This is a genomic window from Clostridium sp. chh4-2 (assembly GCF_002899675.1).
GTDB lineage: Bacteria > Bacillota > Clostridia > Lachnospirales > Lachnospiraceae > CHH4-2.
This window is the reverse complement of the sequence record NZ_PKUU01000008.1, coordinates 114,262-132,401: the sequence shown is the minus strand read 5'-3', so window position 1 is coordinate 132,401 and position 18,140 is coordinate 114,262. Positions and strand designations below refer to the sequence as shown.

Sequence of the window (18,140 nt, the reverse complement as noted above, 5' to 3'; positions counted from 1 at the left end):
ATTCACAGTCCCGGGCGGCAGAGGCCGCCGGGGCTGTGAATCGTAACCTTTCTATCTGGTTCTGAACTTCTCCACGATTCTGCCGGAATAATACGCCTCCAAAAGCTGTTCCAAATCCCTGATTTTCTCCTTCAGCTCTTTTCCGATATCCGTATCCCCCACCAGTTTTCTGGCCGAAACCCGCTTAATGATAATGCTTTCCGACCGGATATCGCTTTCCTTTTCAATGGCCGCTTCCGTGGATTCAAATGGTTCATGAGCCGCTAAAATCAGCCCGTAGGAATTATAGATCAGCGTATATCCCGCAATTCCCGTTTCATTCTGATAAGCCCTGGAAAATCCTCCGTCAATAACCAAAACCTTGCCGTTACATTTGACCGGATTCTCCCCGTCCTTTCTCTTCACAGGCACATGGCCGTTAATGATGTGGCTTCCTTCCCCCAATAGCCCGAATTCCTCCAAAATGTGATCGACCACGGATTCATCTTCCAGCAGGCAATAATAAGGATTTTTCCTTTCCTTATGCGTCTCCTTATCCGCCAGAAAATACCGTTCAAACGTGGCCATCTTATCTTTTCCAAACAGCGGTGAATTCTCGTGGAGCCAGATATACCACATCATATCCCGGCCCCTCTCACGCTCCTTGCTGTCCTTGGACACGAATCCCTTTCTCACATAGTTATCCAGCACCTCATAAAGCGCCTTTCCCTTGTAAGTCTTTCCGAAGATATCCACCTCTTTAAAGCTTCCGTCCTCATTCAGCGGAATGCAGCCATGGTACAGAAGATTTCCGTTGTACACTTTATAAAGGCTTCCCTTCGCCAGCAGAAAACGCATATGCTGCTGCAGTTTTTCACAATTTAAAAACGCCCGTTCCAGCCGCTCCATAATATCCGCTTCCTGTTCGATAAACGCATAAGGATCTTCAGGGTTCACCGTTGGGAAATTGTGATCCAGCAGCTCGTATTCCTTTCCCTCTATGCAGATGGTTCCCTTTTCAAAATCGATCCGATGAAGCAGATTCCGTTTTTCCAGCTGAAATGACGGATTTTTCCTGATTAACTGGCCTTCTGCCTTAAACTGAATGATGGATATGGCCTTATGCATCCGTATATCGATTTCCAGCTCATTGGAATTGTAGGGTCCGGCTCCTTTCAACTGAAAACACTTGCATGGATCGTCTTTATAGGTATTGATGGCAAATGTAGCCAGCGGTAGCAGGTTGATCCCATATCCGTCCTCCAAGATGTCCAGATTTCCATATCTGGCGCAGATGCGGATCACATTGGCAATGCAGCCCATCTGTCCCGCGGCAGCCCCCATCCACAGCACATCATGATTTCCCCACTGGATATCCACAGAATGATGCTCCATCAGCTTGTCCATGATGATGTGAGGCCCCGGCCCCCGGTCATAGATATCCCCCACAATATGAAGATGATCCACAGCCAATCTCTGAATCAGTTCGCACATGGCGATGATACACTCCTCGGCCCGGCCTACCCGGATGATCGTCTTAACAATGGCATTATAATAGGATTCTTTATCCGAAACATCCACCTTTTCCGTAATCAGTTCTTCCAAAACATATGCAAATTCAGGAGGCAGCGCTTTTCTGACCTTGGACCTGGTGTATTTGCTGGCCGTCCGCTTGCACACTTCGATCAGGCGGTAGAGGGTCACTTTATACCAGTCTTCCTTATTCTTTCTGGTCTTTAAGATCTGAACCATCTTCTCCCTCGGATAATAGATCAGAGTCGCCAGGGTCTGCTTGTCCTCATTGCTCAGCGTGTTGCCGAATATATCGTTGATTTTTCTGCGCACCGCGCCGGAACCATTTTTCAGCACATGGGAAAATGCTTCGTATTCCCCGTGGATATCCGTCAAAAAATGCTCCGTCCCTTTTGGAAGGTTCAGAATCGCTTCCAGGTTGATCACCTCTGTGGACGCAGATGCTATGGTAGGATACAACTCAGCCAGGCGTTCCAGATATCTTTGTTCCAACATACTCATGTTAAAGCTCCTCCCGGTTATCTTTGTAACCATTTTACCACAAGCCACCTTAGAATGCCACACCCGGTTCCTATTCCGGTTTTGTATTGTTATGAGATTTCAGGTATGTTATAATAAGCTGCACCTATGCCAAACGGCACAAAAAAAGACCGGTCTGCATGTTCCCGCATGCAAAATGTGAAAGGATAACTATGGAAAAAGCGATTGTAAAAGTAAAAAAAGGCGAAGCCCGCTCATTAAAAGCAGGCGGTTTATGGATATATGACAATGAAATCGACAAAATCGAAGGGGAATTTGAAAACGGAGACATGGTTTTCGTGGAAGATTTTGACGGCTATCCCCTGGGGCACGGATTCATCAACACGAAATCCAAGATCACAGTCCGCATGATGTCACGGAAAAAAGACACCGTCATAGACGATGCGTTCATAGAGATGCGCGTCCGCAACGCCTGGGAATACAGAAAAACTACGGTGGACACGTCCAGCTGCCGCGTGATCTTCGGAGAGGCCGACTTCCTCCCCGGAATCGTCATCGACAAATTTTCTGATGTTTTAGTGGTGGAGTCCCTTGCCCTCGGCATCGACCGCTGGAAGCCAATAATCGTAGAAAAATTAAAACAGATTCTGAAAGAAGACGGAATAACAATCCGCGGCGTTTACGAACGCAGCGATGCAAAAGTGCGCCTTCAGGAAGGGATGGAACGGATCAAGGGATTTATCGGCGAACCGTTTGATACCAAGGTGGAAATTATAGAAAATGGAGTCAAATACATGGTAGACGTCCAGGACGGCCAGAAAACCGGCTTTTTCCTGGATCAGAAATACAACCGGCTTGCCATTCAGCGGCTTTGTAAGGGAAAAAAGGTTCTGGACTGCTTCACCCATACGGGATCATTTGCATTAAACGCCGGCATCGCCGGCGCAGCCTCTGTTTTAGGCACTGACGCATCGGAATTAGCCATCAGTCAGGCCCGGGAAAACGCCGGATTAAACGGACTTTCCGACCGGGTACAGTTTGTATGTGCGGATGTATTTGAACTACTTCCTGAGTTGGAAAAGAAAGGTGAGAAATTCGACGTTGTGATCCTGGACCCGCCCGCCTTTACCAAATCCAGAAATTCCATTAAAAATGCGGTGAAAGGCTACCGGGAAATCAACCTCCGGGGCATGAAGCTGGTGAAAGACGGCGGGTATCTGGCAACCTGTTCCTGCTCTCACTTTATGGACCCGGAATTATTTACAAAAACCATAAGAGAAGCCGCCGGAAACGTGCATAAAAGGCTGCGCCAGGTGGAGTACCGCACCCAGGCGGCGGATCATCCGATTCTTTGGGCGGCGGATTCTTCTTATTATTTGAAATTTTATATTTTTCAGGTGTGCGATGAGCATTAATATCTAATTATCTAAGAGTACGCAAGAAATAAGGGGAGGCTCAGACGGGCCTCCCCTATTTCATTACAAATAAACTTCCTTATTCTTAGCAAACTCTTCCTTCACACGCCTCAGCGCCTCATCGTCAGCTATCAGATCCATAGCCGTCCCGGCAATCGTCTTCGCCGCATAAATCACACATTTATGCGCGTCCTCACTCTTTCCCGCATCCACAAATGCCTGCGTATGGGAAGAAGTTCCGGTAGGAACGAATTTCACACGGATACAGCTTCCCGGAATCTCATGCATAACATTGCCAAAATCCGTAGATCCTGTCTTCTCTCTCGGCGGCTTAATTCCAGGCGCACCGGCTTCCTTTGCGTTGGCGATCATCAGATCATTCAGCGCCAGCACCGGTATCTTATTGGCCAGAGCTTTTCTGTCCACGATATCATAAGTAACGCCAGCCATCAGAGCCGCTCCCTGAATAACGTCTCTAAACCGGGCCACCACCTCGTCTAAATACTCCCTTGAAAAGGAGCGGAGAGAAAAACGCCCCACCGCCTTGGACGGCACCACATTTTCCGGGCCAGGCAGTTCTGCGATGGTATAGTGCATCCGCACATCATCCCTCACGTGCTCCCTCATGCATTCAATTCCGTGAAATGCCAGGTTTAAAGCGTCTAATGCGCTGCGCCCATCCTCGGGTTTTAATGCGGCATGGGCTGATTTTCCGTGAAATGTGACCACAAAGGAAGATGAAGCCAGACATTTCACATCCGTACATGTATCCGGCGCTCCATGCATCATGAGCGCTACGTCCAAATCGGTCAGGTATCCGGCTTTCAGCATCACCAGTTTGCCGCTGAAAGTCTCTTCAGCAGGAGTTCCATAAACCACCAGCGTATAGGGTTTGTCTTTATAAATCTGTTTTAATGCAACGGCAGCTCCCAGACAGGCCGGGCCCTGCATGTGGTGGCCGCAGCCGTGTCCCAAACCTTCCAGCGCATCGTATTCACAGAGAATTCCAATTCTCGGTCCGCCCTCTCCCTGCTGATAGGTAGCCCGGAATGCGGTGTCCAGACCGGCCAGCCCCCGTTCTACAGTAAAACCATTGGATTCCAGATAATCGGTGAGAAGGCCGCTGGCAAACCGCTCCTCTCCTCCCATTTCCGGATGGTCGAAAATCTGATCCGCCATATCCCATAAAATATTGGCGTTATTGTCTATTTCCTGAAAAAGCAGTTGTTTCATCAGACAGCTCCTTTCTTACATCTCGCTGACTTCCTTCAGCACTGTAGCAGTGAGTTCAATTCCTTTCAAATAATTTTCCAGTGTCAAATGCTCATTTGGCGCATGGTTATCCGAAGTTGCATCGCACCACCGGACCTGAATAGTCGGCAGACCCAGGATATTGGTCCAGAGATAATCAGGAGCTGTGGACGGACGGTTTGGATAAATCATGTAATTTCCGAAAACTTTTCCGGTTGCCGCTTCCACCGGAGCCAGATACGGAGTATCTACCGGAGTTTTGGCCGGTTCCGTAATTCCGTGGCAGATCACCTCCACATTGTCATATCCCAATTCCTTGATATAGCTGCGGAGATTTTCCAATATCTTATTGCCGTCCTGATGGGCAACCAGACGCATATCGATCTTGGCAACCGCTTTGGATGTCAGGACTGTGGCAGTTCCCTGTCCGGTATGGCCGGAATAAATGCCGGATATGTTAAAGCTTGGCGTTCCATTGAGCTGAATATAATATCCTTTTTCTTTCGGATAAACAGGATATGCTCCGTATCCGGCTTTCAGATTTTCATCCACATTAGGAAGGGATGCATAGATCTCCTTCTCTTTTTCCGTAGGCGCAACCACATCATCATAGAAGCCCGGTACATGCACCACACCGTCTTCTGTTTTCAGCTTGTTAAGAAGCTGAACCATCTGCCATGCTGCACTCGGAAGCACAGGCGCATACTGGGAATGCAGATCTCTTGTCATAGTGGTGAGCACCAGCTCTACATAGAGCATTCCCTTCACACCGAGGGCAATGATCGGCTGGTCATTGTGGTTCTTTGATCCGTCGCTGAAATAAACCATATCCGCTTTCAGCAGCTCCTTGTTATCCCGCAGGAAATCGGGAAGCCCCTCGCTGTTGCTCTCCTCCGAGCCCTCCAGTATGACCTTTAAATTGACCGGAAGCTCTCCGTATTCCCTGAGCCAGTATTCCACCGCGCTTAAATGAGCCATCAGCGGCCCTTTATTGTCCGCAGTTCCTCTTCCGTACATCACCCCGTCTATAATGGCAGGATCAAATGGCTGAGTTCTCCACGCTTCCAATTTTCCCTGAGGCTGCACATCATAATGGGCGTAAATCAAAACCGTTTTTTTCTCAGGATCATTGCCCCAGCTGGCTGTAATGGCCGGATGAGGTTTTACCGGCTGCTTTACCACATCCAGTCCCATCTTTTTCATCTTATCCACCAGCATGTCACAGCATTCTTCCACCCCTTCGCTGGTGCTGCTGACGCTGGGCTGTGCCACCAGCGCGGCCAGATTGTCAACCAGCTCTTTTTCATGCGTCTTAATATATTCCCTTAATTTAGGTGTGAAATTTGTATAATCCATATCGTTACATCCTTTCTGTGCTGACTTATAAGTGTGTAGTAACTGTACCGTTTCATGAGGCCAAATGACCTTTTACCCCACCTCATGAATTTAGAAAGAATCCCGCCTGCGGGATTCTCCGCCTGCGGTGGGGCGCTTCAGCGACATTATACCTCACCACCCCAGTGCGCTCCTGCCCGGAGGGCTTTTTATATCATAGGACCCCTTTCCTATGATATAAAAAAAGCCCGACCCCAAACAGCTCTGAGGCCAGACTTTGTAAATGCAGATCAGGCAAATGACCGCATAAATAACAGAGCCTGGCCCCGAGGACCCGCTCCCTTTATCCGTCTGAAATTAGTTCTTATCTTTGTTTATTATTACACAATAATATAAATTTTGTCAATAGTAGAAAACTTTTTATTGATAATTTCACAGTTTCAGGCGCTGAATGGGAATAATTTGCTTCCTAATCAGGCCTTGCCCTTCCATACAAATCTTGGCCCTTCCTCTCCTGTCACACCATTTGGTACGAATCCTGATTTTTCAAGGACTCTTTGTGAAGCGCTATTGCCGGGATCTGTTTCTGATTCGATACAGGATACGCCCTCTTGAGCAATCGCCCACTTAGCCATAGCGGCAACAGCCTCGGTCATCAAGCCTCTGCCTTCATAATCCGGGTTCATGCCGTAGCCGATCTCTACGCTTCCATTATCATTTATCCCCTTAAAACACAGGTCCCCAACGATTTGTCTGCTGCCGTCATTAAGCTGCATTAACCATATTGCATACCAAATACGTTGTTCGGGATTCCGTTTACAGCAGGCAAGCATTTCCGTATATGCACTTTTTATTTCTTCGTTCGTTTCCTGTTCGATTTTTATCTTCATTTCTTCATCGGAAATTGGGAATATAGACATTCTTTCGGTTGATACCATTATCATTTCCATAACTTCCTCTCAAAATTTAACAATCTAATAAGACCAAGACCTGTCCAATAGATCCGCCTATGGAAAAACACAAATAGCAGGAAGCCGAACCGTTACTGTGACAAAATAAAGCGGATCATCTCTAAAAAGCGGTCAAAAACAGTGGAATTATATTTATTTTTCGGGTAAACCGCCACATATTCCGTTACTACCACAGGATCTCCCACAACAAAATACTTTGGCTGCCGGGCCAAATTAAAATAGGACACATAACTTTCCAATACAAACGCCACGCCCAAACCGGCCGCCGCCATATGTACCGTCGTCTCAGTCCTGGGGTAAATTTCCTTCGTTCTCGGACTCCACCCTAAGGATTTAAACAATTGATCGGCAAAATATCTGGTGCTGAATCCGGGAGGCGGAAGAATAAATGTTTCCTGCCTGAACAAATTCAAATCAATCCAGGGATATTTTTCATTGGTTTTTCGCTGTTTTGACAGATAGGGGTGATTGGCAGGCGCGACAAACAGCAGCTTTTCTTTCATCAGGCAGACATATTCCATATCCGGCCAAGTTTCACGCTTGTTGCATAGTATTAAATCCAATCTGCCCTCTCTCAGCATTTCATACAAAATTGTCCCGCTGTTTTCGTAAAAAATTACTTCCAGATTGGGGAATTCCTGCTTCATAGCCATGGTGAGAGGCGTGATAATATGGGGCGCCCGGATCTGCTGAAGCCCCACGCGGATCTGAGCCGGGTGGCTGTTCACCAGATGGGTCAGTTCCAAATCGAATTGTGCCTTCAATTCCAACATTTGCTCCGCTTTCCGCACATAAAGTTCCCCCGCCTGGGTCAAACGCATGGGTTTTTCCTTCCGATCAAATAATTTAATCCCCAATGAATTCTCCAGATTATTCAAAAATGTGCTCATGGCCGGCTGGCTCAGCCCTAATTTTTCAGCTGCTTTCGTGATATTTTTATACTTTGCAAGCATTAATACATAAACCTGTTCCTTTAACTGCATCTTTTTTCCCCGCTTCCTCTAATGCAACAACAGCTTACCATTCAAAAAATTTATACCTGCCATTTTACCATAAATAAATTATATCTTTACGTTAAAACTTTAATTCATTATACTATGTTAAAATCCCTCCTGCAATGAGGAAATAGCTTCCTTTCCGTGGAAATTCCGGTTCTTATCTAACTGTTTATATTTCACTTAAAGAAATGCCGAAGCGTTCATTGCAGTCAACAATTCTATGTATTCCGGCATTTTCAATGTATTACTGGCCGCTCATGCGGCGGAATGGAGGAAAGTATGAATTCATCTGGCACACCAAAAGCAAAAAAGTTATTTAAAGTTCCCCATACCTTTGTCATTATTCTGGGGATCGTCCTGGTCACCTCTATTTTGACCTGGATCGTTCCTGCCGGCGAATTTGCCCGCGTGGAAAATGCCCAAGGTATTAAAGTCGTAGTTCCGGATCAGTTTTCTTATATAGAAAAAACTCCGGTTAACCCACTCAGAATCCCTAACTATGTAATTAAAGGATTTGAATCCAGCGCATCCCTGATCTTCATGGTTATCATCTCCGGCGGCGCATTCAATGTTTTGGTAAATACAGGCGCGCTTCAGGTGCTGATCGCAAAAGTTGTTAAAAAATTCGGCAGTAAAGAGGCTATTTTTATCCCTGTACTGCTCCTGCTGTTTGCAGCCATAGCTACAACACAGTCCGTAACGGTATTCATCGGGTTCACGCCGGTCATTATCATGATGGCCCGGGCCATGGGCTTTGACTCCATAACGGGAGCTGCCCTACCTCTGCTCGGCGGCGCAATCGGATTCTCTACCGGTACATTAAATACATCCACCACCATCGTTGCGCAAAAGATTGCAGACCTGCCGCTGTATTCCGGCATCGGTTACCGTTTCTTCTGTCTTTTCGTATTCTGGATTATCACCAGCATTGCTCTGGTACAGTATGCCCGTAAAGTACGAGCTACCCCAACCCTCAGCCCGATGTACGATTTAGACAGCCAGACCACAGTTTCCGCATCCGACGCAGGCATGGACGATCATCATATGGATCTGCGGAAAATCCTCTGCCTTCTCACATTAGTGGGCTGTCTGGTCGTTTTAGTTTGGGGCTGTGTAACCCGCGGATGGGATCTTCCGGAAATCTCCGTTGTATTCATCTGGCTGGCTCTGCTTTCCGGTATCTGCGCAGGCTTTGGCCCGAGTAAAATCGCAACTCATTTCGCAGAAGGATGTAAGAGGCTTACGGTTTCCGCCCTGATTCTGGGACTGGCCCGCGCTACCTCAGGCGTTCTTTCAGCAGCTCATATTCTGGATACTATCGTTTATGGATGTACTCTTGTATTAAAGGTGTTCCCGTCTTATCTGCGCGGCATGTGCATGTACTGGGTTAACTTCTTAATCAATGCATTAGTAACTTCCGGTTCCGGCCAGGCGGCTGTGGTTATGCCGATCTTCACTCCTGTAGCCGACATGGTTGGTATTACGCGTCAGACATCGATTCTGGCATTTAACTTCGGAGACGGATTCTGTAACTATATCCTTCCGATGTCCACCGCTCTTATGGGAAATTTAAGCGTTGCGAACATTCCTTATGACCGTTGGATGAGATTTATGTGGAGAATTTGTCTGATTTGGATCGTGACGGGCAGCGTGCTGGTATTTATTGCTCAGATGATTCATTTGGGGCCGATGTAAAAAAAATTTCAATTAAGTAAAATACACTTGAAAAGGGGAAGTTGGAGTGGACGATCCACATCAGCTTCCCCATCCATCTCTTCTGCACGTCCCCTCTCTCTAAATAAATTGTGATAGGTCACAAAATATAAAATCATAGTAGCAATCAAATATGTCATGAGAAACAATAATTATTGATTTTTCATTTGCATACTCCATTAAGTTATCAAGCACCTCTTGTCTCATATCTCTATCTAAGGCATTTACAGGTTCATCAAGCAAAACTATATCATAATCATTAATAAATACCCTTGCAAGCAATAATCTTTGGCGCTGGCCCCCAGACATCAACGATCCATTTATCCCTACAAACGTATCATAACCCTCTTTACTGCTCTTTATATATTCAAATAACCCCGCCCTCTTGCACGCATTATCCATGTCTTTAAGAGTAGCATCATTCTTTGCATAAAGCAGATTTTCTTTAATAGTTCCAGCAAACAATCGGCTAGTCTGAAGCACCACACCAATTTTTTCATATATACAGGATTGTTTAATATCCGATATACTATTCTGATTTATTAATAAATCACCATCAAACTGTTTATGTAGTCCAAGAATACATTTAAGTAACGTGCTTTTTCCAATCCCGCTTCTTCCCGTTATAAAGACATGATCTCCGTTGCATATATTGTAATTTAACTCCTTAAATAACCTCTTATCGTCAATATAAAGTTCAAATTTCTTAAATTTTATCGAATCTATCTTTTCAACAACTATTCCGTCTTGTGAATTATCACTGCTATTATAGTTATCTATAATAGCAGAATAATGAACCGCATTGGCCTGTATATCCATACATGCCTGAAATACAAGATTTAAATTTTTCTGAAACAAATTAAATAGTACTGTAAACCCCAGTAAAGTTCCAAGCGCTATCTGGTCAGCCATAATCAGAATACCGCCAACAATATATACCAAAAGCTGCATAATTAATTCATTTTTTATTAAAGGCATTACTCTAAATCGTGTTATATTATAAACAGCATATTTTAGCTGCAGCCATAAATTCTTCTCTTTATAAATATCAAATATTTCTTTCGTATTTTTAAGTTCATAATCTAATATTTTAACTTGATCACTATTTTCAATTATATTTGCTAAAAACTTCTCTGTATCTTTATCATTATCCCGAATTATTTTATTTGCATCACTTTCCCCTTTTAAAACTACTTGGTTAAGATAATATGTGATCGGAATTGTCACCATACATACCAAAGTAAGGATTAAGTTATAATTTATCATTGCTGCAAAACAAATAATCACAGCTAAAGAATTTACGCAAAACACCATTAAAACTTTATCAATAAATTCATAGATCAAAGGCAGTTCATCAATTAAAATTTTGCGAAACTCCACATATTCATCAGTAATATCAAAATGAAGATATTTGCCTAATATTGTATTACGCGTTTTCTGAACCGCTTGGGATGATATTTTAATATTACGTTTATAAGCAGCATAATCCATAATATTTGAAATTATAAATAAAATGCTATAACCCATTAAAGTGATTATTAAATATTCCTTTTTTTGCTCAATAATTACTATGTCGATAAAATAGCGGTAAATATAAGAATTAATTATCAAGCATATCTGTGATATCAACGCCAAAAATACACTGACGAACAAAAACAGCCATAATTTTTTCTTGAATGAAAATAAAGTCATAATATTCTTAGTTGTATTAAATACGTTTTTTAACATAACCTCATCCCATTCTATACTATTTATTTACATAATATTTTATATCGCATAATTTAATAATATTTTCATCGTGAGAAATAATTAAAATAGTTTTCCCCTTAAAAACCTTAAAAATCACGTCTAAAACTTGTTTGCCGGTTTCTGTGTCTAATGAATTTGTGGGTTCATCAAGAAAAATTAAATTAGTTTTCTTTAAAAGTACTCTGGCAATGCAAATTAACTGCTGCTGCCCTATGGATAATTGAACGCCATCTTGTCCGATTATAGTATTTAATCCTTTTGGCAGTAACGCAATATTTTTCAATAATCCGACCTGTTCACAAACATCGCATATCATACGATCATTAAACACGGTATTACCAAAACATACATTATCTTTTACTGTACCATTAATAATAAAAGGCTTTTGAGCAACATAGCCTATATTATTAAAGATTGATGAAACGGAGCATTTACTGAGATTTTGATTATCTATGAAAATATTTCCCTTTAATAACGGGTATTGCTGCAGAATCAGCTTGAACAATGTAGTCTTTCCAGAGCCGCTTGCTCCAACTATTACACACGACTTCCCCGACGGAACATTAATTGACCGGTAAGACAGTGTTTTCTGATCTTGTTCATAGTTAAAGCAAATATCTTCAATTCTCAGCTCACCTTTTTTAACTTTTAATACACCGGTGCGCATTCTTATATCATCCTGCTTTAATAATAAAAAATAGTTTAACTGATTAATATTTGCAGTACGCTGCATAGCTTCCAGCTTATTTGAAAGAATAGCATTCATATTTGATATGATTTTGGAATAAAACGCTAAAATAACAATTAAATCACCTATAAAAATTTTGTTTTTTGTTACTAAGACAGCAATGCAATATAAGAAAACATTACTGGATAAAAAGTTAAGAACAGCCATCATCTTCTGATACTTCTTTTTTAAAATATTTACTAAATTTATTTGACACATCATTTGGCTCTGTCTGGACTGATCTTGGCTCAATATAAACGTTTGAGCATTTAATAATTTAATATCCATACCACCTTGTAATTGATCATAAAGCCAATCCGTATACTTTTTTTCTTCTTGTCTAGCATTTTGGGAATATAATTTTACCTTTTTCCCTACAAAATGAGAGATAATTAATGTTGATACTGCCAAAAACAACGTTATAATTCCAAGAATAATATTAATATTAAATATATAAAATATGTAAATACATACGAATACTAAAAATAAAGTAATGCGGACATGATTGCGTATGATATAATTCACGCACTCTACTGAATCCTTTTGAATTGTACTGATACAATCCCCTATATCAACACTATTTCTCTCTTTTCTATCCGCATTAATAATTCGTTTAAACAATTCATACTTTATATTCCATACATAATTGCTTAATAGATACGAATGCTGAGTATATATAAAATAGTATTGAACGCTAATAAGCAAAAAAATTATAATAAACGCCATAGCCAGTTCAATAATCACATCATAATTTCTATAATAAACGATCATATTTATCATAATTCCTAAAATAATAGGTATTGTCGATTCCAATAACATGATAATAAACCAGCCCACAGTATAATGCGCAATTGGTTTCCAATGATCCTTTAATAATGGTATTTTAAATTTCGGCATATTTTCAGCCCCTTCCAAGCGACATTAAGAGAGAGGTCTTTTTAATCGGCACATCTAAGTATAGTATTTCTTCATCGTGCAATATTAAGTTGTCATTATTTATCTCTAATAAATAGTTAAAATTGCTAATTTGAACAATTTTAACTCGAATGCGTTTATTATTACTGTTATCATACAAATACGCATAATCTGAACACGATTCTTCAATCGCTTCCTGCGATGCGAATAATAAACCATAGTCACTGTCTTTTGTTATCGTTCCACTGTAAGATTTATATACTGGGATTGTGATATTGTCCAAATAAATCAGCGCCATTAAAAAAAATACAGCGTAGAAAATCCAAAAATATAATGGATGCACTTGAAACACATTATGAAAAATTTTTAATAACTTTCCCCTATCTTTCATCATACATTAACCCCATACCAAGCTTTTAAAACAGTTCTTGCACCTTGTACTGCAATGCAAACTCTATGTATTATTATAATTATAAGATAAATATCCTTTTATTTTTATATAATTCATATTGTTATCTAACAAATATGTTGTATTTCTATATATATTTAACATTTAATATATGCACAATAATATCACGCGCATTTTTTATAGTCAATATTTATAATTTTTAAATGTTTTCAGAATATTTTACAATTAAAAATATTAACTGTTTTTCAATTATTGCTCAGATGATTCATTTGTGGCCTATGAAAAAATAAGGGACTGTAAAAAAACATCCTAAAAAACGGAAGTTTTTCACAGCCCCTTTCAGCATTTTTTATTCACTTAATTATATTACTCTTATGTCGTTCCGCTGCCTTTAGGCATAATCCCTGCCTTCATCAATTAAGTCCTGTCTTTAATATTAGCAATCATAGCATGAACAAATTTTTCGCTATCGATTTTATTGTCTTTATAACTTTCAATCCATATGTTATTCATTGCCTACATTTTTATAGTCTAATATTTGTTCATTATATAGCTTTATGTAAACATCACAGCCGGACAGCAGTTCCCTATGTGTGCCTATAGCTGCTATTTTCCCATCATCAATAACGAAAATTTTGTCCAAATTAAATACTGATGTTAGTTTGTGAGTTATTATAATTACTGTTTTATTTTCTGCAGCATCCATTATTTCTTTTTGAACATTTTCTGCCATCTTGGAATCTAACGCTGACATTGCCTCATCCAAAACAATGATCTCAGGCATACTTAGTAATAATCGTGCTAAATTAAGGCATTGCTTCTGGCCACCAGATAACTGGACTCCTTTTTCACCTATGATTGTGTTATATTTATCTGGTAACTGTTCAATAAAATCATTTAAATGAACCATTTTGCATGCATTTATTATCTGATTTTCAGAAGCATCCGGTTTAATCAAAAGAAGATTTTCCTTTATGGATATATTAAACAAAATGCTTTCCTGCATAATTGATTTAATATTCTTTCTAAGTAATTTATCATTTATATGCTCTATATTTTCTCCATTAATATAGATACTGCCTTCTAAAGGACTATGTATCTTAAGTAAGAGTTTCACAATTGTTGATTTTCCACTTCCGCTTTTACCAACAAATGCAACCTTTTCGCCTTGTTTTATGGAGAAGGAAATATGATCCAGCATAAATTGGGAAGTTGCAGAGTATCGAAATGATACATTATTGAACGATATATCTCCATTGTTGAAACTATTTTGAATCTCCTCTTCTTTTTTATCTGAAAGGATATTTATTATTTTTGAAAAAGAGGGGAGATCACTATGAAATTCATAGTCGCTGGAACTTATAAAAATTATTTTACTATAGAAAATAGTATAATAATTAAGAAAAACCAATAAACTGCCGATTGAAAAATCACCTCTCATAACCAGTAATCCGCCAAAAAAGTAAATAGACAATTTTATTAAAAAAGATTCATTAATAAAATCCACCATTTCTTTTATATAATCACAATAACCGCTGCGTATATCATATTTAGCGATTTTTCGTCTATAATCCAGAAAAACATAAAGTTGTTGTTTTTCCAGGGATAGCGACTTTATTTCTTTCCATGACTGTAAACTAAAATGCAAAAAATTTTCATACTCTCCAAACAATTCCCGCTTCTTTTTAGCCCTTTTATAATTAATCTTTCCAATAATAATTCCTGCGATGTAAGGCAGGGGTATGATCGCACAGCAAACAAAAGTTAATGGAATACTTATTTTAAATAGCCCTACTCCAAAAATAAAGATGAAAAATATCGAAACTATATAATCAATAATCTGTTTTGAAATAAATTTTTCTATAAGCTCAAAATCGCCAAATATAATTTGTTTTAAATCACCTGCACTGTATTTATTAAAGTGGCTCTCTTTAAAATTCAGAAAACTATTAAAAATATCATTTCGAATTTTATATAAAACAGAATTAATCAAATTAAATTTTATATTCTTGTTCAAATAAAGTATAAGTGTATATATTAAAAATATAAGTAATTGTCCGCAAATTACATACTTTAAATAATTGATCTCTTTATCCAGTAAAGCTTTATCTATATAGTATTTATAAAATAGGGGATTTATAAACAAGTAACCTACTAACATTATTTCAGATACAAACAAAAAAAGTATTTGTAATTTTTTTTGCATAAAATAACCTTTAAAATTGGATATTAGCTTTAACTTTTTAATCAGGATATTATTATTCAATTATAAGACCGCCCCTTCTAACTATTTTTACAATATTGATTATGAAACAGATCATAGTAGTATGGACAGTTCTCCAATAAGACAGCATGTTGGTCAAATGCTATGATTTTACCATTTTCTAACACTGCAACATAATCAGTGTTAATAATAGACGATAAGTTATGTGCTATAATAATCGATGTTTTTTTATCACTCAATGATAACCATGCTTGTTGTACTAAATTCGATGATTCACTGTCCAATGAAGCAGTTGCCTCGTCCAGAATCAATATTGGAGGATTTCTCAGTATTATTCTGGCAATTGCAATCCTCTGCCGCTGCCCTCCTGATAAGTTAAACCCATCTTTTCCTATTACGGTCTCTAATCCCATTGGCAAGCTATCAATAACTTTATCAATAGCAGCTTTTCTGCAGACTTCCCAAATCATTGAGTCCGTATAATTTTCACCTAAAGTAATATTATATCTTAAACTGTCATTATAAATTAAAACATCTTGTTGAACAAATCCAATAGATCGTCTTAATTCTTTATAGGGAATATTTTTAATCGGTATATGATCTAATGTTATCTCACCCTCCAACGGTTCGTAAAATCGTAATAACAAATAAGCTAATGTGCTCTTCCCCGCACCATTTTTTCCAACTATTGCTACTTTTTTCCCTGGAGGTATCTGTAAATTGATATTCTTTAAAAGTTGATTCTTATTATATGAAAATGAAACATTTTGGAAATTTATTTCCCCCTTACTTATTATAAAATCTTTATCTGCCGGTTCAGAACTTTCCGAAGGCAAATTCAAATAATTCTGAACGCGCTCTAAACTCGCCCTTCTGGACTGTAATAAAACAAAAAAATTACATAAGCGCGATAAATTCCCGTTTAGTACTGCTAATAAAGATCTAATAGTAATATAAGATCCAATCGTTATTTCATCTCTATAAACCAAATAGGCTCCCAATATGTAGAAAGCAAATTCAGATGCTATAACTACAGCAGCGCTTGACCGCTCCAAAAATAAATTCATCATATTAATTTTTTTGTTCAATTTAATAATTGTTTTATAGCGTTGCTGAAATATTTTTATTACACCTGTTTCTCCTGACAACAATTGAATATCACGTATCCCTTTTATTATTTCAAATACCCAACTTGTAAAATTACCTTCTTGATTTCTTAATTCAGAAGACAATTTTCTGGAAATCTTACCAAAAATGTAAGACAAAAATACAGTTAAAGGCACTAACACAAGAATAAAAAATAATGCAGTTTTACTAATATATCCGACATATCCAAATACAAAGATACAACTGGCAATTGAACAAAAAGATTCTATTATATTATCCGTAATAACATTCATATATTGGGGAGTGTCTGCATTAACTGTATGTACTGCATCTCCTGATTTCATCTTAGACAAGAAACTCCCATACGCGGAATATATTTTTTTCATAATAGCCAATCTTATATCTAATGCAAAACGTAATTGCGTAAACCAAAACCCTGAAGTAATAATAAATTCTAATAAGATACTTACTACTATAACAAGTCCAAGTATCTTAGCTAAACTAAAAAATACCTTTAAATTTTGATGATAGATAATCTCATCAATAACAAGACCATTTATTATAGGCAAAGCAACTTTAACCAGGGATTGCAAAACCATCGCAATCCCTAAAGTAAAAAAACGGCCCATATAAGGTCTGGAATAATATTTAAATATATCGATTAAAGTCATTTTATTTTTCACAATGCTAATCCTCTATAAGCCTTTCAAATAAACTTATATATTCACCTAATAGTTCAACCCTGACTTTGCTTTTATTATAGCTATCATTTTGAAGGTCATTTATATTAATGTTTATAACATACTCATTATAAAATTCGCTATACTGTACGATCCCCCTATATCTCTTGCTTTGATCATCATAAAACCACAATACCTCATCACCTTCAATATAGTCGGAATATGGATCTGCTCCATCAAGTCTTATTACATACTTATTCATATCATCCAACACTATCTTACCAGTAGTTTCATAATATTTATTGACTTGTGTCTTATTCAATATTTGAAAAGTTAATGCAATGCACAAAAATGTAATAGCAATAATAAAAAAGGGCTTATCGATTGCTGCCATAATAAATAACTTACTTATTTTTCTTCCGACCTTCCGTATTATTTTTTTCATTTCTTGGCCTCTTATTTCATTTTTAACTAGGATTATAGAAGTGAATGTAATATTTCTTTAATTAACGGATCATTATACTTGGTAAAACTTGTTTATTCAAATAATTTTAACTTGAATTCGCTTATTCTTATTCTCATATATATATGCCCTAAAATCAAACAAGAAATAGCCGGATATAAAAAAGAGCGTAAACCCTTAATAACTCACTA

13 protein-coding genes are annotated in these 18,140 nt (G+C 38.8%); 2 read left to right on the top strand and 11 right to left on the bottom strand.

Going from position 1 to position 18,140, the window contains the following annotated elements:
* Nucleotides 1-51: 51 nt before the first annotated feature.
* Nucleotides 52-2,013 carry a fructose-1,6-bisphosphatase gene (locus C0033_RS10560; protein WP_103227836.1) on the bottom strand — a complete coding sequence of 654 codons (1,962 nt, stop codon included), beginning with the start codon at nt 2,011-2,013 and terminating at the stop codon, nt 52-54.
* A gap of 191 nt (nt 2,014-2,204) precedes the next feature.
* Here C0033_RS10560 and C0033_RS10555 point away from each other — a divergent pair, with 191 nt between their 5' ends.
* Entirely contained in the window at nt 2,205-3,407 is a 1,203-nt protein-coding gene (locus C0033_RS10555) for a class I SAM-dependent rRNA methyltransferase (protein WP_103227835.1), read from the top strand.
* A 63-nt stretch (nt 3,408-3,470) separates the two neighbouring features.
* On the opposite strand, the gene C0033_RS10550 is transcribed toward C0033_RS10555, so the two are convergent.
* The 4 genes from C0033_RS10550 to C0033_RS10535 form a co-directional block, all read right to left on the bottom strand.
* A complete protein-coding gene (locus C0033_RS10550) occupies nt 3,471-4,640 on the bottom strand; it encodes a M20 family metallopeptidase (protein ID WP_103227834.1) in 1,170 nt (389 codons plus the stop codon).
* A 15-nt stretch (nt 4,641-4,655) separates the two neighbouring features.
* Nucleotides 4,656-6,014, bottom strand: a complete 1,359-nt coding sequence (locus tag C0033_RS10545) for a M20/M25/M40 family metallo-hydrolase (RefSeq protein ID WP_103227833.1) — start codon at nt 6,012-6,014, stop codon at nt 4,656-4,658.
* Between the two features lie 452 nt (nt 6,015-6,466).
* A complete protein-coding gene (locus tag C0033_RS10540; RefSeq protein WP_242984469.1) occupies nt 6,467-6,943 on the bottom strand; it encodes a GNAT family N-acetyltransferase in 477 nt (158 codons plus the stop codon).
* A gap of 92 nt (nt 6,944-7,035) precedes the next feature.
* Nucleotides 7,036-7,917, bottom strand: a complete 882-nt coding sequence (locus C0033_RS10535) for a LysR family transcriptional regulator (protein WP_180994676.1) — start codon at nt 7,915-7,917, stop codon at nt 7,036-7,038.
* A gap of 324 nt (nt 7,918-8,241) precedes the next feature.
* On the opposite strand from C0033_RS10535, the gene C0033_RS10530 reads away from it, so the two are divergent.
* Complete coding sequence (locus tag C0033_RS10530; RefSeq protein WP_103227830.1) at nt 8,242-9,657, top strand: AbgT family transporter; 1,416 nt, start codon at nt 8,242-8,244, stop codon at nt 9,655-9,657.
* Nucleotides 9,658-9,756: 99 nt separating this feature from the next.
* On the opposite strand, the gene C0033_RS10525 is transcribed toward C0033_RS10530, so the two are convergent.
* The 6 genes from C0033_RS10525 to C0033_RS10500 form a co-directional block, all read right to left on the bottom strand.
* Nucleotides 9,757-11,403, bottom strand: a complete 1,647-nt coding sequence (locus C0033_RS10525) for an ABC transporter ATP-binding protein (RefSeq protein WP_103227829.1) — start codon at nt 11,401-11,403, stop codon at nt 9,757-9,759.
* A gap of 19 nt (nt 11,404-11,422) precedes the next feature.
* Nucleotides 11,423-13,048 (bottom strand): ABC transporter ATP-binding protein, encoded by a 1,626-nt coding sequence (locus tag C0033_RS10520; protein ID WP_103227828.1) that lies wholly within the window; start codon nt 13,046-13,048, stop codon nt 11,423-11,425.
* A 4-nt stretch (nt 13,049-13,052) separates the two neighbouring features.
* A complete protein-coding gene (locus C0033_RS10515; RefSeq protein ID WP_103227827.1) occupies nt 13,053-13,460 on the bottom strand; it encodes a hypothetical protein in 408 nt (135 codons plus the stop codon).
* 520 nt (nt 13,461-13,980) lie between these two features.
* A complete protein-coding gene (locus tag C0033_RS10510; protein ID WP_180994675.1) occupies nt 13,981-15,681 on the bottom strand; it encodes an ABC transporter ATP-binding protein in 1,701 nt (566 codons plus the stop codon).
* 77 nt (nt 15,682-15,758) lie between these two features.
* The gene (locus C0033_RS10505; RefSeq protein WP_103227825.1) at nt 15,759-17,489 is read right to left on the bottom strand and encodes an ABC transporter ATP-binding protein; all 1,731 of its coding nucleotides are present in this window, start codon (nt 17,487-17,489) and stop codon (nt 15,759-15,761) included.
* Nucleotides 17,490-17,493: 4 nt separating this feature from the next.
* The gene (locus tag C0033_RS10500) at nt 17,494-17,931 is read right to left on the bottom strand and encodes a hypothetical protein (RefSeq protein ID WP_103227824.1); all 438 of its coding nucleotides are present in this window, start codon (nt 17,929-17,931) and stop codon (nt 17,494-17,496) included.
* Nucleotides 17,932-18,140 lie beyond the last annotated feature (209 nt).